This is a genomic window from Salinimonas sediminis, from assembly GCF_003429285.1.
Lineage (GTDB): Bacteria > Pseudomonadota > Gammaproteobacteria > Enterobacterales > Alteromonadaceae > Alteromonas > Alteromonas indica.
In genome coordinates this window covers 1693544-1717226 of the sequence record NZ_CP031769.1, presented here as the reverse complement: position 1 = coordinate 1717226, position 23683 = coordinate 1693544, and the positions used below count along the sequence as shown (strand labels likewise).

General features: G+C 50.6%; 17 protein-coding genes. 4 read left to right on the top strand and 13 right to left on the bottom strand.

What is annotated here, in order from left to right; all coding sequences use genetic code 11:
• Positions 1-17: 17 nt before the first annotated feature.
• On the bottom strand, positions 18-437 hold the full coding sequence (locus D0Y50_RS07740) for a CBS domain-containing protein (RefSeq protein ID WP_108566181.1): 420 nt from the start codon (positions 435-437) through the stop codon (positions 18-20).
• 161 nt (positions 438-598) lie between these two features.
• The gene (locus tag D0Y50_RS07735) at positions 599-1624 is read right to left on the bottom strand and encodes an isoaspartyl peptidase/L-asparaginase family protein (RefSeq protein ID WP_117316287.1); all 1026 of its coding nucleotides are present in this window, start codon (positions 1622-1624) and stop codon (positions 599-601) included.
• Positions 1625-1783: 159 nt separating this feature from the next.
• Here D0Y50_RS07735 and sbcB point away from each other — a divergent pair, with 159 nt between their 5' ends.
• Both sbcB and D0Y50_RS07725 read left to right on the top strand, forming a co-directional pair.
• Complete coding sequence (sbcB, locus tag D0Y50_RS07730; RefSeq protein ID WP_117316285.1) at positions 1784-3214, top strand: exodeoxyribonuclease I; 1431 nt, start codon at positions 1784-1786, stop codon at positions 3212-3214.
• Between the two features lie 91 nt (positions 3215-3305).
• Positions 3306-4961, top strand: coding sequence for a DUF342 domain-containing protein (locus tag D0Y50_RS07725; protein ID WP_108566184.1), 1656 nt, complete (start codon positions 3306-3308; stop codon positions 4959-4961).
• A gap of 7 nt (positions 4962-4968) precedes the next feature.
• Here the strand turns inward: D0Y50_RS07725 and D0Y50_RS07720 are convergent, their stop codons facing one another.
• From D0Y50_RS07720 to D0Y50_RS07685, 8 genes are all read right to left on the bottom strand, one after another.
• The gene (locus D0Y50_RS07720) at positions 4969-5766 is read right to left on the bottom strand and encodes a sterol desaturase family protein (protein WP_108566185.1); all 798 of its coding nucleotides are present in this window, start codon (positions 5764-5766) and stop codon (positions 4969-4971) included.
• Positions 5766-6404, bottom strand: a complete 639-nt coding sequence (locus D0Y50_RS07715) for a CDP-alcohol phosphatidyltransferase family protein (protein WP_117316282.1) — start codon at positions 6402-6404, stop codon at positions 5766-5768. The genes D0Y50_RS07720 and D0Y50_RS07715 overlap by 1 nt, the downstream gene beginning before the upstream one ends.
• Entirely contained in the window at positions 6398-7036 is a 639-nt protein-coding gene (locus D0Y50_RS07710; protein WP_117316280.1) for an ATP-binding cassette domain-containing protein, read from the bottom strand. The genes D0Y50_RS07715 and D0Y50_RS07710 overlap by 7 nt, the downstream gene beginning before the upstream one ends.
• Positions 7033-8751, bottom strand: a complete 1719-nt coding sequence (locus D0Y50_RS07705) for an ABC transporter permease (RefSeq protein WP_117316278.1) — start codon at positions 8749-8751, stop codon at positions 7033-7035. The genes D0Y50_RS07710 and D0Y50_RS07705 overlap by 4 nt, the downstream gene beginning before the upstream one ends.
• Positions 8752-9846 (bottom strand): ABC transporter substrate-binding protein, encoded by a 1095-nt coding sequence (locus tag D0Y50_RS07700; RefSeq protein WP_232366484.1) that lies wholly within the window; start codon positions 9844-9846, stop codon positions 8752-8754.
• 88 nt (positions 9847-9934) lie between these two features.
• A complete protein-coding gene (locus D0Y50_RS07695; protein WP_117316274.1) occupies positions 9935-10849 on the bottom strand; it encodes a DUF547 domain-containing protein in 915 nt (304 codons plus the stop codon).
• Positions 10834-12987 carry an FAD-dependent oxidoreductase gene (locus D0Y50_RS07690; protein ID WP_117316272.1) on the bottom strand — a complete coding sequence of 718 codons (2154 nt, stop codon included), beginning with the start codon at positions 12985-12987 and terminating at the stop codon, positions 10834-10836. The genes D0Y50_RS07695 and D0Y50_RS07690 overlap by 16 nt, the downstream gene beginning before the upstream one ends.
• 20 nt (positions 12988-13007) lie before the next feature.
• The gene (locus D0Y50_RS07685; RefSeq protein ID WP_117316270.1) at positions 13008-15356 is read right to left on the bottom strand and encodes a TonB-dependent receptor; all 2349 of its coding nucleotides are present in this window, start codon (positions 15354-15356) and stop codon (positions 13008-13010) included.
• Between the two features lie 155 nt (positions 15357-15511).
• Here D0Y50_RS07685 and D0Y50_RS07680 point away from each other — a divergent pair, with 155 nt between their 5' ends.
• Together D0Y50_RS07680 and D0Y50_RS07675 are read left to right on the top strand one after the other, a co-directional pair.
• Positions 15512-15928 (top strand): hypothetical protein, encoded by a 417-nt coding sequence (locus D0Y50_RS07680; RefSeq protein ID WP_108566193.1) that lies wholly within the window; start codon positions 15512-15514, stop codon positions 15926-15928.
• Between the two features lie 302 nt (positions 15929-16230).
• Positions 16231-18132 (top strand): M1 family metallopeptidase, encoded by a 1902-nt coding sequence (locus tag D0Y50_RS07675; RefSeq protein ID WP_108566194.1) that lies wholly within the window; start codon positions 16231-16233, stop codon positions 18130-18132.
• Positions 18133-18179: 47 nt separating this feature from the next.
• Here D0Y50_RS07675 and D0Y50_RS07670 read toward each other — a convergent pair whose 3' ends face one another.
• From D0Y50_RS07670 to D0Y50_RS19880, 3 genes are all read right to left on the bottom strand, one after another.
• The gene (locus D0Y50_RS07670; protein ID WP_108566195.1) at positions 18180-19535 is read right to left on the bottom strand and encodes a transporter substrate-binding domain-containing diguanylate cyclase; all 1356 of its coding nucleotides are present in this window, start codon (positions 19533-19535) and stop codon (positions 18180-18182) included.
• 239 nt (positions 19536-19774) lie between these two features.
• Positions 19775-20317 (bottom strand): PEP-CTERM sorting domain-containing protein, encoded by a 543-nt coding sequence (locus tag D0Y50_RS07665; protein ID WP_108566196.1) that lies wholly within the window; start codon positions 20315-20317, stop codon positions 19775-19777.
• A gap of 61 nt (positions 20318-20378) precedes the next feature.
• Positions 20379-23528 carry a S8 family serine peptidase gene (locus tag D0Y50_RS19880; protein ID WP_117316268.1) on the bottom strand — a complete coding sequence of 1050 codons (3150 nt, stop codon included), beginning with the start codon at positions 23526-23528 and terminating at the stop codon, positions 20379-20381.
• Positions 23529-23683: the final 155 nt, after the last annotated feature.

Below are 23683 nucleotides of genomic sequence, written 5' to 3'. Positions count from 1 at the left end.
TTCAGGTGGTAAGTGCATTAACTTGCCACCTGATATCCCGATCGTAATTGCTTGTCTATTGCGCGCAGTACGGCGGCGCGGTTAATACTGCCAACTAAAATACCATCATCATCGACTACCGGATATACCCGCGGTTTTTCGTGAATAAGACGCTGGGCTAATTCGATAACCGACATATAGGGTTTTACGCTTAAAGCGGGTGCTTGCATAATATCCTTCACCCGACAAACCTGTTCGCGGTAATAACAGGACTCAATCATTTGTGCGATGCAATCCTGTTCAGACAAAAAACCGACTAAACGGCCTCTTTCGTTTATAACTGCACCACCAGACTGCCCGCTGTTTAGCAAGCATTCCACCGCTTCGGCGACGGGCATATCGGCCAGTAGCCGCACTGGATGCTGGTTCATGTAGTCACATACCTGCAACGATTCCATAGTGCCTCCCGAGTTGTTGGGTCGGCGCATTACTGCCTGCCCACAACACTCTTATTTTGGGCTAATGTTCTTTTTGTTTAACACTGCTACAACCTGTTATCAGTGTTACTTCAAGACTAGCCCCAGAAGGCTGAAACCGCGAGGACTTTTTATAATTCTTTTTAGTTAGCCGGGCGCTCGTCAGCCTTTTGCATGTCGCGATAAATGCCTATCGCCAGGTCGCCATCAGTATTGATACTGGCCCGGTACATTCCCGGCGTATTGAACGGCATAGTAATATTGCCTCGTTTGTCCATGGCAATCACGCCACCGGTTCCTCCCGCCTCTTTTAGCTCGTCGATGACCGTTTGAGCGGCGCGGTTGATGCTAACCCCCTGGTACTTGACCCGAGCACAGATATCGGCCGCCACATTATAGCGAATAAAAAATTCACCATGGCCGGTACCCGATACCCCACAACTGTGATTATCGGCATAGGTACCCGCGCCGATTACCGGCGAATCACCAATCCGGCCATAACGTTTTGCGGTCATCCCGCCGGTTGACGTACCCGCTACAATATTACCTTGAGCATCCAGTACTACGGCACCTACGGTGCCCATTTTTTCATTGCCTTGCTGGCCGCCATCGGCGCGCCCCGCCCGGGCCATTCGAGCTTTGGCGTCCTGTAGCGCCTCCAGCCGTCGGTGGGTATCAAAATAACTATTGTGCACCATTGCCAGGCCCTGCTCTTGCGCGAAGGCTTCGGCGCCAGATCCGGCTAACATCACATGGGCAGATTTTTGCATTACCGTCAGGGCCGCTGCAATCGGACTTTTGATGGTTTTAACCCCGGCTACCGCCCCTGCCGCTAACGCACCGCCATGCATGATAGATGCGTCTAATTCATGGGTCTCGTCATAGGTATACACCGCCCCTACCCCAGCATTAAATAACGGCGAAGCTTCCAATACCTGGATGGCGGCCACCACTGCGTATTCACCCGGCTTGCCTGCTTTCAATAACGCATAGCCGGTATTAGCTGCTTCTTTGAGTTTCGCGGTATAAGCCTGCTCCTGCTCGGCGCTCATCTCCTTTTTCAAAATAGTGCCGGCGCCCCCGTGGATAACAATTGCCACCTCGGCGGCCACCACTGGTTGACATACGATTAGCGTAGCCAGCATTAAACCCATCAGCGTTTTTTTCATTATTTGTCCTTATCAATATGAGGTGCCAAGGCCAACACTGGCACAGCAGTAAAACCATGTCAGGTTAGCACGTTGTATGCCATGCGCAGGTTTTTACCTTTTTATAGAGTCGGTGTACACTGCAAGGCGATATTCACTTAACGGGTAACAAGACATCTTATGACGACAGCGCCAAGCATTTTGTGGCACGATTATGAAACCTTTGGCACCAGTCCGCAAAAAGATTTGCCTTGCCAGTTTGCCGCTATTCGCACCGATATGGATTTAAACATTATCGGTAAACCCGTCAATATTACCAGCCAGATTGCCAATGACTACTTACCCCAGCCTGGTGCATGCCTGGTAACGGGCATAACCCCGCAGCAAACCCTGCGTGATGGTATGACGGAAGCTGACTTCGCGCGCAAAATTGCTGAACACATGAGCCAGCCGAATACATGCGTGGCCGGTTATAACAGTATTCGTTTTGACGATGAAGTAAGCCGCCACTTATTTTACCGGAATTTTATCGACCCTTATGCCCGCGAGTGGCGAAATGGTAACAGCCGGTGGGATATTATAGACCTTGCGCGAGCCTGTTATGCCTTGCGGCCAGAAGGCATTGAGTGGCCGCTGCGTGACGACGGCTCGCCCAGCTTTAAACTGGAACACCTGACAGCGGCCAACAACCTGGACCATGGCAAAGCCCACGACGCGCTGTCTGATGTGCATGCCACGATAGCCCTGGCCCGCTTAATTAAAGATAAACAGCCCAGGTTATTTGAGTATGCGTTTTCGCTGCGCGCCAAACAACAGGTGCTTAAGCAGTTTGATTTTTCCCGCCCGTCGGTGGTGTTGCATATATCCTCCAAATTACCCGCCAGCCAGGGCTGTGCCACTTGGGTAATGCCCGTGGCCCAACATCCAACAAATGCCAACGCGATTATAGCAGTAGATTTGGCGCAGCCTGTGGCGGCGCTGTTGGAGCTATCAGCCGAGGAAATCCACCAACGGCTATACATGCGGCGCGCCGAATTAGGTGAGCTGTCACGCCCGGCCATTAAGTTAATTCACATTAACCGCTCACCGTTTGTGACAACCGCCAAAGCCATGACCGAAGAAAATGCTGAGCGCCTGGGGTTACCCCGTGAAGCCTGTCTGGATAATTTCAAACTGCTGGCGGGCGCCAGTGATTTAGCGCAAAAACTGACTCAAGTCTATTTGCAGCCACAACCTGAACATCAGGACGACATTGACCACGCACTATACAGTGGGGGTTTTTTAACTGATGAAGAACGGCGCTGGTGCGAACAGGTGCAAATTACGGATCCCGAACAGCTGTCACTGCTGACTGAACAAACGCAGAATCAAAAGTTACGCAGTATGTTATTTCGTTATCGCGCGCGTAATTATCCGCATACCTTGTCTGAATCTGAAATGCAGCGCTGGCACGCCCATCGACAGGCCCGCCTGACTGAACCCGATTCAGCGGCCAGCATAACTCTGGCGCCGTATCTGGAGCAGATCGAGCAGCTGGCACAGCAACCGGATATCGATGCTAATAAACAAGCCATTTTGCGCGCCCTGTATCAGTACGCCGAAAACCTTTGACGGATAAAATAAAAACACTATAGAGTAAGTGCTAATATGGAGTACGGCGGCATGTTGCCGCTGCTATGGATTTGTCTGACTGGAAGTAGTAATGATAGGCGTTTCTGTCAATCTTGATGATACCAAAAACTATCTTGATATGGTGCTGGATCCCAGCGCCTTCGAGCGCGAGCTGGATTCAAAAAGCTTATGGAAGGAGCTAAACGAGGGCCAGTACAAAAGTCTTTATATCTCTCAAAATTCGCTTAAAAGCGCCTGTGATAAAGCTAACCACTATTTTAAAACCAACGACCGCACGTTAGTTCAAGAGCGCATCGGCGAACGCCGTAATACCGAAGTGGAATTTAAAATCAGCAGCGATGGATTATCTGCTACTGCGATCCTCACTGCCCCCTACGGTGGACGTCTGCCTACAGCGCAAATACTCTACAATATGGCCGCCAACGCGGGGATTTGCCGAGGTTTGAGCCATAAACGCCTGGATGCTTTGTTAGTGTCGCTATCCAGTGCTGCCCCAGGCACCATTATTGAAGGTGAAATTGCCCGAGGCATGCCGCCCAAAGACGGCCGTAATAGCCGCTTTATACCATTGGTGCCAAATGCGCTTGAGCGCGTGTTAAAGCCCCAGATCGATGACAACGACCGCGTTGATATGCGTAACCTGGGCGAAGTCATATGTGTGAAAACCCATACCCCCGTTTTGCAACGTGTCGAACCATCAAATGGCCGTCATGGCTATGATGTGCGGGGGAATATTTTAAACGCCAAGCCTGGCCAATGGCTGGAGTTTTCTATGGGCAAAGGCACCGCCGTCAGCCACGATGATGCTAATCTTTTAGTGGCTGCATTATCGGGTATGCCTAAATACCGCGACCAGATAATGAACATTGACGATACCTTCATCTGTACCGGCGTGAATGTGGGCAGCGGCCACGTAAATTACGACGGCGCGGTGCTGGTTAACGGCGATGTTACTGAGAAAATGGAAATCAAAGCGTCTGGTGATGTCACCATCAATGGTTTTGTTGAGTCGGCAGCTATTGAGGCCGGTGGTGATATTATTATTACCGAAGGGGCCATGGGTAAAATGGACGAACGCACCGGCGAGTATTCGTGCAAGCTCAACGCCGCAGGCAGTATTCATGTACAACATGGCCAGGGCATCGATGTCCATTGCGCTGGCAATGTTACTGTGGGTCGGCAGTTAGCCTATAGCCGTATTCAATGTGCTGGCTCAGTTACGGTGGGGCGAATAGACAACCCACAAGGCAATTTGTTTGCCTGCGAAATTATTAGCCAGGGCCGGATAACTGCGGGCACTTTGGGTGCGGTATCTGGTAGCACCCTAAAAGTGGACTTTAGTCCCGGTTTTAGTAAATTGCTGGAACGAAAAGATATGCTTGATGAGCTGTTACGCCAATTGCGTGATAACAATGAGCGGCATAAAGAAAAACTTGAGCTGATCAAAGCAAAACTGCTTCCTGCTGAGCTAAGAAATAAAGTTGATGAAGCGGTGGAAATGTACAAAGGCGAAAGTGCCCTGCTCAACTGGCTCGAATTGAAGGCAATGGAAATGCGGGTACAAAAACAGCAGTACCAGGAGGCCATTGGTTTGGTAGCCAATAAGCGGCTGTACAGCGGGGTATCAGTGAAGCTGAATAACCGAAACTGGCGCTCAGAGCGCGAATACGACCGCAGCCGAATTCATTATGATAATCATCAATGGCATTTTGATCCTATTGTTTAAGCAGGCGCTAATCGCCCTTGCCGGAAAACGGCATTAGCAGTAATTTTATCAGGCCACTATTAGCAACAGTGGCCGGATAGGCCTTTTGGCCGATTTGCAGCTTTTCGTCTGACAACGCCGCACGGGAACGAAAACTCTTAAACAGCCGGTCCCACCATGACACACTAAACCCAAAGTTGCTGTTGGTTTCACGTGCTGCCTGACTATGGTGTATCCGGTGTAGGCGTTGGGTGATAATCAACCAGCCCAGCTTATCGTCCAGCTTTTGCGGTAATCTGATATTGGCATGATTAAAAATGGCAAAGCCATTTAATGCCACCTCAAATAAAACTACCACCGCAGCAGGTATCCCTAGCGCGACCACTACAGCCACCTTAATAAATAAGCTCAAGGCAATTTCTACCGGGTGAAAGCGTAAACCGGTGGACGAGTCGATATGAGGGTCCGCGTGATGTACCTGATGCAGGCGCCAAAGGACCGGAATTTGATGAAACAAGCGGTGTTGCCAGTAAATTGCCAGATCCAGGGCAAGTAACCCCATCACAGCGCCCACCCAGCCCGGCCAGTTAACCTGATGCAACCACCCTATTGCATGACTCTCAGCCCATATTGCCGTGCCCGCTACGGTCACTGGTAATACAATACGGCCTAAAATGGCCCCGCCCACCACCATGGCAAGATTAGCGCGCCATCTGACCCAGCGGGTTAGCGGAGACTGCCGTGCAGGCCATACCATTTCAGCCAGCGCCATAATAGCAAATACCCCGGCAAATACGGCTAACCTTACCCACGCCTGAGATTCCATCAGCCTTCCTGCACGCTCATTTTTTCAGCTCTTTGCAGGGTTTTATATCCTCCTGCAATGCGGGTGATGATGGTAATGCTACACGCCCCGGCGAATATATACGCTAATTCAGTGAACCACTGAGGCCATAGGCAAAAGGCTATAAAAAAGGCAATAGTTTCGGCTCCCTCGGTCAGCCCTTGCATGTAGTAAAAGCTTTTGTTTTCAAATTGTGGCCGGTTGATCTGAAATTTTTCTGCGGCTATCGCAAACGCCAAAAAGCTACTTCCGGTACCAATAAAGCTGACTAACAGGACCATCGCAGGAACTGCCCACAGCGCTGGGTTCGCCAGGCCAAAGGCTAATGGGATACTGGCATAAAATAAAAAGTCCAGGGCAATATCCAGATAGCCGCCGGCGCTGGAGCTGCGTTTTTGGTAACGCGCCAACTCGCCATCCAGACCATCTATCACTCTATTCAACACTATAAACACTAACGCGGCACTAAAATGCTCTGTAATAATCAGGGGAACCGCTATCAGCCCGATAGCAAAGCCAATTACCGTGAGCCGGTCGGCGGTTGCACCGACTTTATCCAGGGTGTAAATCAGAGGCTGTAATAACGGCTTTATTACAGGAGTAATTAGCGCATCTAGCATGGTGTCACCTCTATAATTTTATCGCCCGTAGCAAGCGCATCCTGCTTATCGTGGGTAACCAGCAAGGCCGGCAGGCCGGCTTCCTGAATTTGGGTAAATACCCAGTCGCGCGTGGTTTGCCGGGTGCGACTGTCAAGTTTGCTAAAGGGTTCATCCAGCAGCAACGCAGCAGGTTTAGCCGCCAGCGTTCGAAGCAACGCGACCCGCGCCTGTTGACCGCCGGATAAGGTAGTCACTGGCCGGGCAGCCATATCGCTTAACCCCACCTGCTCAAGCATAGCCTGGGTCAGTTCGCGCCGTTGACCGCGATTACCCCGGGGCATACCGAAGGCAATATTTCCAGCCACATCCAGGTGTTCAAATAATAACGCGTCTTGGTAAAGTAAGCCGGTACGCCGCTGATAAGCAGGCATATGCGTGATATTCTGGCCATTTAACCAGATCGTACCTTCGCATGTCAGGCCGTCCGGTAATAGCCCGGCTATCGCGCTTAGCAGCGACGACTTCCCGACCCCAGAAGGTCCCATAATAGTCACTATCTGACCTGCGTTTATACATGTAGAAAGACGAATTAAGGTCTGCTTCTGCTGCTGTACAACAAGATTATCCAGAACCAGTGCTGCCTGAGTCATTTTGCACCTGTGTGATGTCGTTGCGCCGGATTGAATAACACCCGGGGTAATAGCCACGCCAGCACGAAGCCAGCCAGCGGCAATAACATTTGCATAATGGCATATACCGCGGTAAGCCGGCGACTGCCCCCAGAGGCAGTGGCTACCGCTTCAGTTGTTAAGGTCGCAAGACGCCCCCCGCTGGCTAACAGGGTAGGTAAATACTGGCCAAAACTGATAGCAGCACCCAGTGCTGCTGCCACCATAACGGGGGCGAACAACATCGGCAATTTAACTTGTAAGAAGACCTGCCATGGCGAAGCGCCCAGGCTTGAGGCGACATTGATGAAACGTATATCCAACCTGCGATAGGCCACGGCTAACGACAAAAAAACGTAAGGCAATACATAAATAAGATGCGACACTACCGTAGGCAACCAGACATGGCCGGGTAGTAACCATTGGGTACACCATACCAAACCGTATAGGAAAGCCACGCCCGGTACAATTAACGGAATAAACAATACCTGATCTACCGTAAAATAACGGCGTTGGCACCGCTGCGCCACTGACTCACCTTCCAAAAATAACAGTACCAGTACCACGGCGATAGGTGTAGCTAAACCAGCCAGCCACACCGTATTCGCCAGCGGGCCTGCTAAAGCTTGCACTGCCGTATGCCAATGCTGCACGGTAACACTGTCCGGTAGTAGTTGCGGGTAAGGCCAGTAACCCGCCACGGACCAACTCAGCAAACTCACTAAAAATACGCTAATCATTAGTGCCATCACGCTGGCGGTAAGCCATGCACAAAACGCGATCATACGTGCGCCATCGCCGCGGGCTCCATTTACCACTAAACCGGTAAAAAATAGTTTTGCCACCCGCTCGGCAAGCAACCATAAGCCCACCGCTCCGGCGGTAACCAACAGCTGCAAGCAGGCTGCTGCGCTGGCCAGTAGGCGCATAGACAAATCAATATGATTAAACCATTGTAAAATAGCCACCGCCAGCGTGGGTGGATTCTGCGGGCCTAACAGTAAAGGAATTTCCACACTGGCACTGGCATAGGCTAAGACCGCTATAATGGGCAACTTTAGCTGGCTGTAAACCACGGGAAAGACAGCATAGATAAAGGCTGTCTGCCGCTGGTAGCCTAAACTTTGTGCCACGGCAAACTGAGCCGCCAGGCGTGCCTTCAAATGCGGTTGCGACAATACGCCCAGCGCCATCAGTAATATAAACGGCAGCTCTTTAATAGCCAGCGCTAGAATAATGGCCACGCCCTGCGAGTCGTATAATAACGAGGATTGCGGGGGCAGCTGCCAGCTCTCGGTTACGCTGGCTATCAGCCTGGCCACCCAACCTGTGGGGGCCAGCACAAAACCAATCCCAATGGCCGTGGCGGCGTGAGGTATAGCCAACACCGGGCTCAAGCCATGCTGAATGATCTGTAATGCCGGTCGCTGATAAAACTGGGCCAGTAAGGCTATCGTACAAAGTAACGCGATAACGGTGGCGCTGATGCTGGTAAACAACGCCAACAGCACCATTTTGGGTAATCCTTCTACCGCCAACAAGCGATGTACCGCGGTGAGCGAAAATTCGGTTTCGCCTAACGCCGGAAAGTAGCCGACAGCGGGCAGAACAATCCCCATAACGCCCACACATACCGGCAATAGTAACACCAGATAAAACAACGCCCGCGCGCTTCGAATGCACAGCTCAAACACCATTTACCATCGTGCTCCGTAGCGGGCATACCAGGCATCGCGAAGCGCATCCGCCCAACTGGCATGAGGCTCGGCAAGTAAGCGTGAATAGCCGGTTTTACGCATGGCGGCGGGGTGCTCGCCGGTAGTAAACATCTGCTGCTGGCGCTGTGTAAGTGCGTCGACAGCCAGTACGGTTTCATCCCCCCATACCTCCAGGCGCTGTTTATACGCTTGTGCCCGGGGCGATAATAAAAAATTGACCACGGTTTGCGCAGCAGCGCTTTGCGCACTGTTATAGGTTATCGCTAAAAAATGGACATTGGCTAAACTGCCATCCTCCATAGCATAGGTCCGGGTAGACTCAGGTAAATCAAACCGGTTAACCGCAGCGGGAATTTCAGCGGCGGTAAAGGAAAAAGACAGCAGAGTTTCGTGATCGCTAAACAGTTGCTGTAGCCCGCTGGCCTGGCGCACAAAATAGGTTCCCTGCTGCCAAAGCAGTGGATGCAGCGCGTCCAGATAGCCAAACAGCGGCTGGCTAATTTGTGCTAAGGCAGCGGGCGTAACCGGTTTATACATCAGCGATTGATGCTGCGGGTTTAACACCAGCGCGGCATATTTCAAAAAACTGATCCCCAGATAATCGTCGGGTAACGGATAGGCAAACCGACCAGGATATTGCTGAGCAAATAACAGCAGCTGCGGTAAATTACGGGGAGGCTGCTTAACGCGCTGTTGATTATAATAAAATACCATTGCCGCTTTGCCCCACGGCGCTTCCTGGCCCTGGGTCGGCACGCCGAAGTCCATTGTCATTGATGGATTATCGCCAGGACGCGTCAAAGAAAAATTAGGTAGCTGGTTAACCCACGGGTCCTTTAGCAACCCGTGTGCCTGCATGGCTGCGAAATTTTCACCGTTAACCCACAGCAAATCCACACTGCCGGCATGATGGTTACCCGCGGCTTTTTCAGCCAGCACGCGGGAGACCGCATCGCTGGTATCAGCCAGTTTGACATGGTTAACCCGAATCCCAAACTCAGTCTCAGTTTGCGCCGATACCCACTGAATATACTGGTTTACCTGAGTACTTCCCCCCCATCCGAAAAACTGCACGGTGGGGCCCGCTGTCGCGGCGGTAGATAGCAGACAGCTAAGGAATAAACTTAGGGCCCAGCCGAGGGGCCACAGCCGGCCATGCCGTTTACTCGTGAAGGTCATTCAGCGCCCAGTTATAGCGTGTATAGCGAATAGCCAGCTCACCATTAGCCAGCGCCTGCTGTGCGGCAGTATCGAATTGTAAGGCATCTGCATAGGTGGTTAAAAAAGGCGTCAGCGTATGGCGGGGCCTGGCACTATCAGACCCTGTTGCCGGGGCCAGAAAGTCATCTTCGTACCAATCGAATAATTTGGATAAGTACAGGGCGTCAGGGGTAACTCTATTGCGCGACCTGTCGGCTAAAAATTGCCGGGTTTGACTATTTAGCTGCGCGTCGAGCTTTGTGCTGATATAGGCTTCACGACGGAGCGCCGGACAGCCGATGCTGGCACAGTTTACGGCAAAATGAATCCGTGGTTCAGCAAACCCATCGAAAGTGCTGCTGTTACCCCGAATCATGCCGTGCTCAATATCGTCGAGCGTGCGTGCCTGCCCCAGTAGCTGGCCCACCGGCTGGTCCCAGGCTGAGGAAAAAAGCCCGCCAATATCTTTAATTGAATCAAGCTTCGGATAATGCTTTAAGATAACCGCCACCGTATGGGCATTGTAGGCATTAATCAAAAATGCCAGTTGTTGGCGCGCTGACCATTGCTGGTATTGGACTCGCTCAACCTGCGCCAACGCCTGAAGATACCGGGTTAACGCCTTGGGGTTAGCGTGCCAGCGTTGGTAATCCACGCGAGTGGCCTGATGTTGCTGGTTAGCTTCGCTGCTCACACTCACCACATAACGTTTTAACATACTGTCCCAGGGGCCATGCAGGGTGACTTCAAAAACAGTAGCCGGCGAAGTATCTGCGGATGGCATATCGAAGAGCGTGGTCGCCGCTGCCAAGTTCCCCAGGCTGAATACCAATAGCACAAAACCGCTTATCAGATAGCGCATTAGTGACGTTTCCATGCATGATACTTCTCGACATACTTAAGCAGCTGTTCCGGACTGTTAGCTTTCTTCCAGTTGCCTGCCGTATACTTGGCGCCTTCTGCCCAGGTGGGATACGCATGAATGGTCCCCAAAATCTTATTGAGTCCCAGCTTATGCTTCATAGCCAAAACAAATTCCGCCAACAAATCACCTGCATGCTCGCTGATAATAGTTACCCCTAAAATAGTGTCTTTGCCCGGCGGCGTTAGAACTTTAATAAAGCCTTTACCCGCACTTTCAGTAATCGCCCGGTCGAGCTCAGCAAAGTCGTAGCGGGTCACCTCATAGGCAACGCCCCGCTCGGCTGCCTCTGTCTCGTTTAGCCCCACCCGTGCCACTTCCGGGTCAACAAACGTTGTCCAGGGAATGACCCGATAATCGACTTTGAATTTTTTAAAGGTGCCAAATAAGGCATTGGCCGCTGCATACCATGCCTGGTGCGCCGCTACATGGGTAAACTGATATGGCCCCACCACATCGCCTGCCGCATAAATATTAGGAAACCGTGTTTGCAGAAAGTCATCAGCCTCAATGGTTTTATCAAACTGTATACCCAGCTCTTTTAAACCAAACCCTTCCAAACGCGCCTTACGTCCCACTGCAACAATGATTTCATCGTAGGGCACGCAAATGGATTTGTCACCGTCGGAAACTTCCAACTGACGGCTCCCGTGTTGCTGATAAAATCGCCTGGCCTGGTGTCCAGTGAGTAGCTGAACGCCATTTGCAGTAAGGGTGTTAGCCACAAACTCAGCCACCTCTGCGTCTTCGCGGCCCATAATTTGGGGGGCCTGCTCTATCAGCGTTACCTGGCTACCTAGACGCGCAAACGCCTGGGCCAGTTCGCAGCCAATAGGCCCACCACCCAATACCACTAAGCGCGTGGGCGCGGTGTCGCGCTGGGCAAAACTTTGCCACATTGTATCAGAGGTAACATACCCGCTATCTGCTATACCCGGCAGCGGCGGAACAAATGGTCTGGCCCCTGTCGCCACCACAATACTGCGGGTAGTCAGCGTATACTCACTGCCGTTATCTAAGCGAATTTTAACCCGCCAGGGGTCTACAATATGCGCATAACCTTTGACCACATCGACACCCAGCTCAGTATAGCGCTCCACACTGTCATTAGGCGCTATTGCTGCAATGACCTCATGCACTCTGGCAATAACCTGCTTAAACGAAAAGTCAGGCCGGGTATTCGTCAATCCATAATCCTGAGCGTTGGCTATCTGATGGGCAACTTTGGCACTTTTGATTAATGCTTTGCTCGGTACACAACCATAATTGAGGCAGTCACCCCCCATTGCCGAAGCTTCCACTAAAGTGACTTTCGCTTTGACCGCGGCGCCAATGTAACTGGTTACCAGGCCGCCCGCGCCGGCGCCGATAACCACCAGATTCCGGTCGAAGGTAGCAGGCTTTTGGTACCCCTTATACACCCGACGACGGTTAACCAGAGCGACAATGCCTTTGGCAATCCAGGGAAATATGCCCAATAAAACAAAACTTAATATCAAATCAGCGGATAAAATGCCAGATAAGCTATTAAGTTGGGCCAGTTGTGTACCGGCGTTTACGAATACCAGTGTACCGGGTAGCATCCCCAGTTGGCTAACCCAATAAAAAGTTCGGGTTTTAAGGCCGGTCAACCCCATCAGTAAGTTAATCAGAAAAAACGGAAATACTGGTACCAGGCGCAGGGTAAATAAATAAAAGGCCCCTTGTTTTTCAACGCCTTCATCAATCCGGCGTAACTTTTCACTAAACCGGTTTTTTACGGTATCCCGGAATACAAACCGAGCGCTTAAAAATGCCAGAGTGGCCCCTACGGTAGACGCAAATGAAACCAGTAGTAAACCCAACCATAAGCCAAATAATGCGCCCGCCGCCAGCGTTAGAATGGCTGCGCCGGGCAGGGACAGTGCGGTCACTGCTACATACCCGACAAAAAACACACTGACACTTACTACCGGGTTTTGCGCAATGTAGCGGCTGAATTGGTCTACTGACTCTTTGAGCCCGGCCAGCGTTAGATACTGGTTTAAGTCAAAAATAAAAAACGACGCAATAAGGCCGGCAATAACAATTAACAGTGCAGATTTTTTAAGCACAGAATAGCTCCTGAGATGTTTTAAAACGCGTATTGCAGCGCAAGCTTAGCGTGGCGCGGCAATTCGGGCATAACCAGGTCAGCGCCAAAGTAGCCTCCTTCAAATACCGGTTGCCAATTGTCTTCATCGGTAACATTGATAACATCCAACCGCACCCGCAGCGCGGCCGTCAATTCACAACTGGCATTGAGGTCCCAGCGAATTTGGTCCCGTATATACACGCTTTGCAGGTAATCCAGTGGAAATGATTTGGTATAAGTCAGGCTACTGCCAAGCTCGATATTCTCAGCTATCGACCAGCCGGCATTTAAGGCAACTAACTGGGGGACCACCCCTTGCACCCGCTGGCTGGATGCAGCAAACGCCGCAAACGCTGGGGAACCTTGCGCAGAGCCAACAATAATGTGTGGCGCACTGTTATCAAAAGCATCGGCTACCTGCCGGGTCCCCTGAAACGCGGCAGAGTCATCGTAGCGCGCATCCAGGTAGCTGTAACTGGCGTTCAGCCAATATGCATCTGTCTGAAAAAACGCCTGCAGTTCAATGCCGGTGGTTTGTATGCCGGTATTACTGCCATCGCGGTTGCGCAAACTGCGGGTTTGTTCAAATACGGCGACTTCAGCGTATAACGCGGGGTCGGGTGCGTACTTCAGGCCGGCTTCGTATAAAGTGTTCCGGGTCGCGAAATTAGCTGCGCTGATAGCGTTATCTACACCCAGTACCGTCCCCCCGGCCATACTATTGGAAGTCGCGTCATTGTTGCTGTAGGTAGCATAAAGATTCAGCGCCGGCGACAACGCGTAGGTGGCATTAAGCTGATAACTATGGAGCCAGTCAGAATAGGTATCACGGGCTGCAACCATCCCTGGCGGGGGCAAAGGATCCTGAGCCGTCACGGCATAATAATCCGCGCGATAACCTAGAATGGTGGAAAAGCGTTCGCTCCAGCGAGATTGCTGCTGTATCGCAAAGCCGGTTTGCCAAGTGCTGGAGTCGGTGGTATCAGATAAACTGAAATCGCCGGTGCCATCCATATTTATATCGTACTGTGCCCCGGGTGAAACCCACACCTCGTCGCGTAGCATTACCAAACGCTGCTGCTGCGCCTGGGAAAGGGGGATAAGCCGGGCGCTTAATGGTGCGGTCAGGTCAATCGGGTTGTCCGCTTCGGTAGTAAACTGACTAAAGCCCAGTACATCGTTATAACGAACATCTAGCGCTACGGTGGTAAGTTGCTGGTCGGTTAACGCTATATCCAGTTCGGTACGATTTTGCGCGGTATGCGCTCCATCAATTATTTCAACGAAACTGTTAGTCGCAATCTCTTCTCGTTCAAGGTACTGGTAATAGCTAATATTGCGCAGTGCCAAGGCGGGGTTTATCTGGGTGGTAAACCGGCTACGCACTAGTGTGGTTTGCGCCCCGTTCACATCCTCGGGGTGAGTCAGCACATTGGCTCGGGAAATAATCTGTTCGCCCGTGGGGCTGATTACTGAACCCGCCGCCGGTACCTCACTACCGTTAGCCTGTCGGCCCTGCCCGGTTATGTACAGATTATAGTCAATCAAATCCTGGGTCGGTCGATTAATGCCAGCGATATCGGGGTATTCGGCATCATAGTGTTCCAGGCTGATATCCCAGCGGGTCTGCGCAGAAAACTGCTGGGCAAAGGTTATAAACAGATTTTCACTTTGCTGGCTGGCATGCTGATAATAGCTATTTTCATCCTGCCACTGAGCACTCACCCGTAAGCCGGATTTGCCCTGTTCGAGTACATGGGAATAATCGAGCGTAGCCGAATAGCGATCCCAGCGTCCGGCCGTGAACTGTACCATGCCGCGGTTCTGGGTTACCGAGGCGGTTTTGCTGGTAACATTAACAAACCCGCCATTACGCTGGGTACTGCCTAATAAAACAGTAGGCGGGCCTTTTACCACATCCATTTGCGCTATGCTATTAAATGAAAAAGGCAACCCAAACCCATTATTGCCGGCCTGACGGCGTATACCATCTTGAAATAATTCGCCTAACTGGCCGCGCATAGATGGCAGACTAGGGGTGCCAAACCCACTCGAAGCATACGTATTAGGCGCGACGCGGGCAATATCGTGTAAACTGGTAATATTATATTGGGCCAGCGCCTCGGCTGATAACGACGTGATAGCCCGGGGGATATCGCTAACGTCCATATCCGCTCCAAACAAGCCCCCTGCGCTTCCTGCACCCGGGTTCAGTATCTCGCCCTGCTGCCTTTGTCCGGTTATCTCTATAATTTCGACATCCTCTTCGGCACGCGCGCTGGTGGCGCTTACCATTCCCAAGCTTATCATCAGGCTTAGATAACCGTGCTGGGTGCACATACTTTTCATTTAATTTTCCATTTACATCAGCTTACCTCTATCGACCGTTCAGCCCTGTGAAAACTTTCACCGTCGGTAAAAAAGTTACTCTACGATGAAATTAAATAGAGAGCCGAACGTTCTTCTCACATAACCATTTATAATAGCGCAAAAACGGAGTCTTTATGTCTGATCAGCCTTCTGCTGGTTTACAATCACGGTTAAGCTGGGTTTTATTTGCCCTGCGCATCAGTGTATTCATTGTTATGTTTGTGTGGACCCTGGATAAATTTGTTAATCCCGGGCACAGTATGCGCATCTTTGAAGCGTTTTATTCAATAAAAGGCGTCAACGAAATACTGGTTTACATTATGGGGTCGCTGCAGCTGGTATTAGTCCTGGCGTTTGTAGCGGGCATAGCCAAACGCTGGACTTATGGAATTATTTTCATCTTACACGGGGCTTCCACATTATCTGCGTTTGCCCAGTACTTTGATGCTTTCAACAATCTTCTGTTTTTCGCGGCCTGGCCAATGTTGGCTGCTTGTTTCGCGTTATATGTTTTACGCGATGCCGATACCCGTTTTACGTTAGGTAAATAACAGCCCAAGGCCGGCGCGCATGGCGCGCCGGCGCTGGTTTTAGCGCTCGCTCGGGCAACCATTCATTATGCTTTCTCTGGTACCGGTTTTTTACTGCTGTATACGCTGTGCGGCTAACGGTCCAAAGGCCTACGCCTTACATCGCCCTGTCCTGTCGTTTTTCCGCTTGGCTTTACCGTATTGCTACTGGACACCCACCCTGTTCAGGTTAACATGGCCAGTGTAAAAGCCCTGGCGCTGCTCGGTGCATTGCTTCGCACCGCCAATAAATGCGCGCTATGATCATTTTCATAAGGATAACAATGAACAAACTACGCTTGCTGTGGCTGGCTACACCCCTGCTGTTTGCCTGCAGTGAACCAGCCCCTACCCCGGCCCCCAACGATCGCACGGCAGATTCTGCCACCGCCGTAGCTAACGATACCACTATGCGCGCGGGGACTGATTACCACTCATTTTCTAACCCTGACCAGATCAAAGTTACTCACCTTGATTTAGACCTGACGGCGGATTTTGAACAGTCTGTATTACAGGGCCAGGCCACATTAACGGTTGACCGTATACAGCCTGACGCAAAAACATTAGTGTTGGATACGCGTGAACTCCGGATTGATAAGGTGACGGTTGAAGGTGAGCCAGTGGATTACCAGCTCAAGGCAGCCGATCCTGATTTGGGCGCAGCGCTTGAGATAACCCTGCCTGAGCAGGCTGATAAAGTGATGGTGACCTACTCTACTTCGCCCAGCGCTTCAGGCGTGCAATGGTTAACCCCCGCGCAAACGGCAGGTAAACAGCATCCCTTTTTGTTTACCCAGGCACAGGCGGTACATGCTCGTAGTTTCATTCCCTTGCAGGACTCTCCGCAGGTACGAATTACTTATAGCGCCACTATTCACACGCCTACTGACCTACTGGCGGTAATGAGTGCGGCAAACGATCCTGACACCGTGCGTGACGGGGAATACCAGTTTGATATGCCCCAGCCGATCCCTTCCTACCTGATAGCCCTGGCTATCGGCAATCTTGAATTTAAAGCTATGGGAGAGCGCACCGGGGTATATGCTGAACCTCAGTTACTGGCAGACGCGGCCAAAGAATTTGAAGATACCGAGTCCATGCTGGAGATAACGGAGCAAACCTACGGACCTTACCGCTGGGACCGTTACGACTTGCTTATTTTACCGCCATCCTTCCCCTTTGGTGGTATGGAAAATCCGCGGTTATCGTTTATAACGCCTACCGTGATTGCTGGTGACAAAAGCCTGGTATCCTTGATAGCGCACGAACTGGCTCACAGCTGGTCAGGTAATACCGTAACCAATGCGACCTGGCGTGATCTTTGGTTAAACGAAGGTTTTACCACCTATCTGACTTACCGTATTATGGAAAAACTGTACGGCGAAGATCGCTATAATATGGAAGCCGTATTGGGTTATCAAAGCCTGCAAGCTGACTTGGACAGCCTCGATCCGCAAGACCAAATTCTGGCGGTAGATTTACGCGGGCGCAATCCGGATGACGTATTTTCTGATATTCCTTATGAAAAAGGGGCGTTATTTTTACGCGAGCTGGAACAAAAAATTGGCCGCGAGAATTTTGATAAATTTTTGCTCGACTATTTCGACCATTTTGCGTTTAAAAGCATTACTACCGATGCGTTTATCACCTATCTGGACAAAACGCTGCTTACCCAGTACAAAGACAAACTCAGTAAGCAACGCATTGAACAATGGATATTTGAACCAGGGCTGCCCCAAAACGCGCCCGTACCGACCTCAGATGCCTTCAGTAAAATAGATTCCAGCCGACAGGCCTGGTTGGCAGGTGAAGTCACCGCGCAAAATATCGACACCACTAAGTGGACTACCCACGAATGGCTGTACTTCTTGAATAATATGCCTGGTAGCCTCACCGATGAGCAATTAGCAGCACTGGACAGTGCGTTTGCGTTAACGGCAAGTCAGAACAATGAAATTGCTCATAGCTGGCTGATGATTGCGGTACAAAATGAATACAAACCTGCGTACGACAGACTGTATGATTACCTGGTTAGTATTGGTCGCAATAAGTTGGTTAAACCTTTATACCGGGAGTTATCCAAAACGCCTGAAGGTAAAGCATTCGCCACCAAAGCGTTTAATCAAGCCAAGGCTGGCTATCATCCACTTACCATCAAAGCCAATCAGGGTTATGTGACCCAATAGCCAAATATTATCGCCGCCAGCATTTGCGCTGGTGGCGATAATGCTTGTTAGTACGACGTCAAGGTCACGACGCCGCCGCCCTGCCGACGAGCCTGGTACAAAACGCTACATGCTTGTTCGTACCAGTCATTAAATGACCAGTTGTCATTTAATGCTGCTACGCCTGCGGCTATTGTGACGGTAAATCCCTGATTACGCGCCGCCAGCTCAATACATTGGAGCAACCGGTTAGCCAAGGTGGTGGCATCACTTTGCGAGGTTTGCGGGCAAAGAAAAACTAACTGATCATTACTCCAGCGCGCAATCACATCGACTTCCCTGACAGAGGATAAACACGCCTTGCCGATACACCGTAAAAAGTATTCCTGGGTACGGTTTTTTGCCTCCGGACTCTGTGCGGTAATAGCCAGTAAATCCATTACCACCAACGAAGCCGGCGATTGAAAGCGGGTATAACGGGAAATTTCTTCTTCACCTTTTAAAATAAAGTGATTACGATTAAACAACCCCGTTACCGCATCATGGTTGCTCAAAAACTCAATGGTACGGTTTTTTTCCAGCACTACTGCCTGTAATGCTTCCAGGTCGGCATTTCGGCTATGCAACAATTGTTTGAACTGACGCAGTGTGCGCTGGCGCCAGGCAATCAGCCCCGCTACCAGCATCACCGCTATTAGCCCACCTAAGATAGGCCACCACGTCTGCCCCTGGCGCACCGAAACCTGGTTCCAACGCTTATAAATATCTACAGTACGGCTTTGGGGTATGGCACTGATACCACGATTAAGCAGCCCTACCATTGCAGGATCCGCAGTACTTCCCAGGGCAAAGCGCAACCCGTCATAAGGCTCAGCAATGCCGGATAAAACAAAATCGTCATCGCCATGTTTATTTAGATAGGCATTCACGCTAAGCAAAGAGCCAACCATGACATCGACCTCATGTTCCCTTAATGCACGAAACCCTTCATACTCTGAGGCTACCGGCACGACTGTCACAGCAGGATAATAGCGGGCCAGATAATCAGCGTGACGGTAATCGCGCACCACTGCCAGGCGCCGATCACCAATACCGGCATAACCTTGCAGCATAGGCATATTGGCACGCGTTATCAGCACGTCCGGCATGTCCATAAAAACATGGGAAAACCGAATCGAGCGACTACGGGCCTGGGCACTTTTACTCATTACGGCCACATGACATTTACCCGCCGCCAGATAGGTCAGAGACTGCTTCCAGTCTTCGGTTTTTACGACGCTAAACTGAATCCCGGTAAGCTCACTAACCAACCGTAAGTAGTCCGCCACCAAGCCGATATGCTTGCCATTGCGGACCCCTTCATAGGGCATCCAGTTGGTTTCAGCACAATAGGGTACTTGGGGTTGCTGGGCATGCGCCGGCATACTACACACACCAAGTAGAGTCAGAAAAACGATATAAAATGCCGTCCGCTGCAATACAAACACCTGATTTTAAATGGTAAAGCGTTAATACAGAGTATCTATGTAAGTATCGATTATTGCAACTTTGGGACTGTAAGCCTACGTAGTAGGTTGTTTATCCAAGGAAAATAATTTCATTTGCAGATAAAAACAAAAAAGACCTTCATAAAGAAGGCCTTTCTCTTAATAACATATTGTGCTTATTTACGCTGACGACGGGCCGTCAATAACAACATCATACCCAGCGCGAAAACAGATAATACGGAAGGCTCAGGTACCACGGAAAATTCAGCTTCATCGCCGAAGATGGTATCTGACACACCGCCAGGATATGACACGGTGAAAAACGCATCCATTGGGCTGGTTACGTCATAATAAAATGACGCAATCATCTCAAAGCCGAAAGCAAACGAGGTCACATCAAACGAAAGCAGGTCAAAGCCTTTGTTCAGGTTAGTCGTATCCTGAACAATCAAGAAATCGTCGACAAGATCCACTGCTTCACCAAACAGATTAAAGTTTAGCAGGGTAAATACGTCGGGGTAAAACAGGTTATCTACTACTGTTGCATCAAAAAACGGATCCGATGAATAACTTGCCAAAGCAGTCTCGTCTAAATCCACTCCCATTGAGGCCACACTCACACCGTTTATTTTTACTTCCTGTGTAATCAGGGCTGCATTGGCAGATAGTGCGGTTACCATTAGCGCCGCTGCGCAAAACAATTGTTTTAAAGACTTCATTTGTGTATTCCTTTTTGATATTGAAGGGGCCCGAAGACCCCTGACTTCTTGTTATTTCTTATTATTTTTGTTCGTTAAACACTTCTATAGCGGTAGTACCCTGTAGGTTCTTTTCATCGTCATAGAAGCTAACAGTACCCATATACAAAGAATCGTCTAACCCACGGGTGAGGATGTTCACATTGTTAAAGCGTCCATCTACCGCACGGGCTGAGGCGTTAATTCGTACATTTGGTTCTTTCCCATCAACTACCCACGTCATCTGGCTGTATTCTGTCATACCATCTGGTACAAACCAGCCATGAACCATTGCGATATAAAAATCACCGGCTGCGGCGTTCGCCGCTGGCGCGGGGTTAGTCAAAATAACATCCTCGTTCGAACCACCATTAAATGATGAGCCGACTTCGGTACACGAGTACCCGATACAATGATAAACATACAGGTCCAGATCAGCGCCTTCTTTTTCTACCAGTTGGTCACGTAAAGAAAAGCGCACCAAACTTGAGCCATCTGGCACTAACCATGCCGTGTATTGCGTACCCGTACCCAGGAACTCGAACGTGGCCGCCGGATCCTGCGTCACCGAATCTTCGGCAAGGTTTAACGGCGCCAAACCTGCATAATCGATACTGGTACGTCCGTTGTATTGCATTTGTACCGGGAATGCACCACGTCCTTTTTTCAATGCTACTGAAACGCTTTCCGGTACATCGATTTTTTCATCTGCAGCAGGCATAACCGCAATCGGGCTGCGCACTGTGGTGCCATCTTCGCCGGTTAGGGTCAAGGCGCCAAACTCCCATTCCCCAATAACGGCACTGTCCCCTTTTTCAATTGACACGCCGTAAGCGGCACGGCCATTTGGTGTGACTACCAGGTTGGGACTGTCGGTTTCAACGCCTTCACCATTGTAAGTGGTTACGGTCACATCCAGACCGTCCATACCTTCAAGATTAACAGTGTAGTTACCTCCGTTACCGCTAACATCTGTTACAGTCCGGAATACCGTTTGGCTACCTTGTAATTCACCAATGGCGATAGAAGGATAGTTCAACTGCGACGGGTCAGTCAGGAAGCCAGCGCCCTCATAAGCGGCACAACCGAAACCCGACTCACTTTCAACAAAAGTATCCTCTTCCAGGCCACACATAAATGCCATGTAATCATAGTATTCCGCATTATATGTTAACCCTGGCGCCATGGCGCTCACTGGTGCAGCATGCCCCGCGCCAAAATCAAACGGATCAGCTGCTGTTACGCCATCTTCTTTGGTTACGCCTTGATATGCGGTAGTCATCAACGCTGACTTGACCTGTGCTGGGGTCCAGTCAGGATGTTGGCCCATCAGTAGCGCAGCCATACCCGCAATATGCGGCGATGACATTGAGGTGCCACTCAGGTAAGCGACCTGCTGACCTTTTTCACCAAACATTGGTGTGTCAGTCGTTGCTGCCAGCACTCTTACACCCGGTGCGGTGATATCTGGTTTAATAATATCCAGCGTAGAGGCGTTAGGCCCCCGTGAAGAAAAGTCAGCCATGATATTGCCGGTTTCCTGCTGGTCGATAAAGATAGCTGCACTTAAATCAACAGTAACCATCTCGCCGCTATTCAGGGCGGCGGCCAATGCATCGCCTTCTTCATCGCCAATCATTCCACCAGGAATTTGGCCAACATAGTCACCACCAAGTGAAGTTACCGGATTACCCGCCACGGTATACACCACCACTGCCTTCGCGCCGGATTCCACTGCACGAGTGACTTTTTGCGTAAACGCACAATCACCGCGTTGAATAAGCGCAATATTGCCTTCAATATCCGCCGCATTATCTAACGGTGTGGGGGTTACTTCATCGGCATAACAGGCGCGCAACGGTTCAGCCAGTACCAGCTTGCCGCTTACCGGGCCAGTTTCTGATAACGGCTTAGTAATAGAGCCTTCAACAAATCCATAACGGGTTTCTGTATCGCCCACCACCGCATTAAGCGCATTGGTTTTACTTACCCCATCATAGGTAGACGCCGCCACGGTGGTCACCCACGGCGCTGGAGTTCCAATGGTTTGCGCCGCCGGTCCCGAGTTACCCGCCGAGACAGAGACAAATACACCTGCATCCGCAGCACGTAACATCGCAGCAGTAGAGGGGTACGTCAGGTCCGTTAAACTACCACCAATAGAAAAGTTAATGACATCCACACCATCTGCGGCGGCTTGGTCTATAGCAGCCATTGAGTCAGACGGAAAACAACCGGCTTCATCAGTACCTTCTGGTGTGGTGTAATCGGAATTCCAACATACTTTATACGCGGCAATACGGGCGCGCGGAGCAATACCTGACATCACGCCAAGGTCTGCGCCGTTCTTCATTGCCACCACACCTTCGTTACCCGCCGCAGTGCTGGCAGTATGACTACCATGACCATCTGCATCGCGCGGTCCGATAAACTCGCCGAGGCTGGTTTGAATGTCGTAAACTGAAGCAAAAGTGTCGCCATAATGGCGCGCACCTATTAACTTATTATTACAGCTGAAGGTATCGTCCTCACCTGGATCGCACACCCCACTCCAGCCTAGTTCAGCCGGATCGCTATAGCTGCCATCGTCGGCAAAGCTGGGATTCTCCGGGGTAATACCGGTATCCATAATACCTACGATAACGTCATCACCTTTAATACCAAGGCTATGTTGACCACCCGCGCCGGTAAGGCCCAAAAACTCGGGCGTATTGGCAGTATCGATAGTAAACATCTGATCTTCCCAAACGCCGGCCACATCCGGGTTGGCGCGCAACGCCTGGGCCTGTGACTCAGACATTTTGGCGGCAAAACCATTGAACGTATGCACATAATTGTGCAGCACGTTAACACTACCTGAGGTGTTGGCAATTTTTTGCTGACGCGACTTCAGCTTGGCAGTGTACTGCTTAACTTTGTTGCTTTTCGCATTGTACCGATTGCCTTTATCCGCTACCGCCTGATTGGCTGGAATGAGCTCACCGATTTCACCTGCATAGGTGATAGCGGCAGCGTCTTTTAATTGAACAATGTATACCCCGGATTGAGTTCTGGCAGGTTTTGCAGGTCCGGATTGATTGAGTTTCCCTGGTTCAGGAACCGAGATTTGTTGTCCAGCAAGGGCAGTCGGTACCAGCGAGGCTGTTACTGCCATTGAGACCATGGTTCCCAATAGATGCTTCCTAAATGTCATTTGCGTCTCCCATCGACACTTTTTATAGTTTTGCAGTCAATACGTCGTGCTTCTACACTATATTGCTGCCTTTTGCCCCTCAAACTCCATGCTTCAGCAGCCGCTATGGCTGTGTCCACTAAAGGGGTGTCGCGTTCTGGCGAGTTGGTTCTCTG

Bases quoted from the DNA above. Each gene is read 5' to 3' on its own strand.
- D0Y50_RS07740 (WP_108566181.1), bottom strand. From the start codon at position 437: ATGGAATCGTTGCAGGTATGTGACTACATGAACCAGCATCCAGTGCGG.
- D0Y50_RS07735 (WP_117316287.1), bottom strand. From the start codon at position 1,624: ATGAAAAAAACGCTGATGGGTTTAATGCTGGCTACGCTAATCGTATGT.
- sbcB (WP_117316285.1), top strand. From the start codon at position 1,784: ATGACGACAGCGCCAAGCATTTTGTGGCACGATTATGAAACCTTTGGC.
- D0Y50_RS07725 (WP_108566184.1), top strand. From the start codon at position 3,306: ATGATAGGCGTTTCTGTCAATCTTGATGATACCAAAAACTATCTTGAT.
- D0Y50_RS07720 (WP_108566185.1), bottom strand. From the start codon at position 5,766: ATGGAATCTCAGGCGTGGGTAAGGTTAGCCGTATTTGCCGGGGTATTT.
- D0Y50_RS07715 (WP_117316282.1), bottom strand. From the start codon at position 6,404: ATGCTAGATGCGCTAATTACTCCTGTAATAAAGCCGTTATTACAGCCT.
- D0Y50_RS07710 (WP_117316280.1), bottom strand. From the start codon at position 7,036: ATGACTCAGGCAGCACTGGTTCTGGATAATCTTGTTGTACAGCAGCAG.
- D0Y50_RS07705 (WP_117316278.1), bottom strand. From the start codon at position 8,751: ATGGTGTTTGAGCTGTGCATTCGAAGCGCGCGGGCGTTGTTTTATCTG.
- D0Y50_RS07695 (WP_117316274.1), bottom strand. From the start codon at position 10,849: ATGGAAACGTCACTAATGCGCTATCTGATAAGCGGTTTTGTGCTATTG.
- D0Y50_RS07685 (WP_117316270.1), bottom strand. From the start codon at position 15,356: ATGAAAAGTATGTGCACCCAGCACGGTTATCTAAGCCTGATGATAAGC.
- D0Y50_RS07680 (WP_108566193.1), top strand. From the start codon at position 15,512: ATGTCTGATCAGCCTTCTGCTGGTTTACAATCACGGTTAAGCTGGGTT.
- D0Y50_RS07675 (WP_108566194.1), top strand. From the start codon at position 16,231: ATGAACAAACTACGCTTGCTGTGGCTGGCTACACCCCTGCTGTTTGCC.
- D0Y50_RS07670 (WP_108566195.1), bottom strand. From the start codon at position 19,535: ATGCCGGCGCATGCCCAGCAACCCCAAGTACCCTATTGTGCTGAAACC.
- D0Y50_RS07665 (WP_108566196.1), bottom strand. From the start codon at position 20,317: ATGAAGTCTTTAAAACAATTGTTTTGCGCAGCGGCGCTAATGGTAACC.
- D0Y50_RS19880 (WP_117316268.1), bottom strand. From the start codon at position 23,528: ATGACATTTAGGAAGCATCTATTGGGAACCATGGTCTCAATGGCAGTA.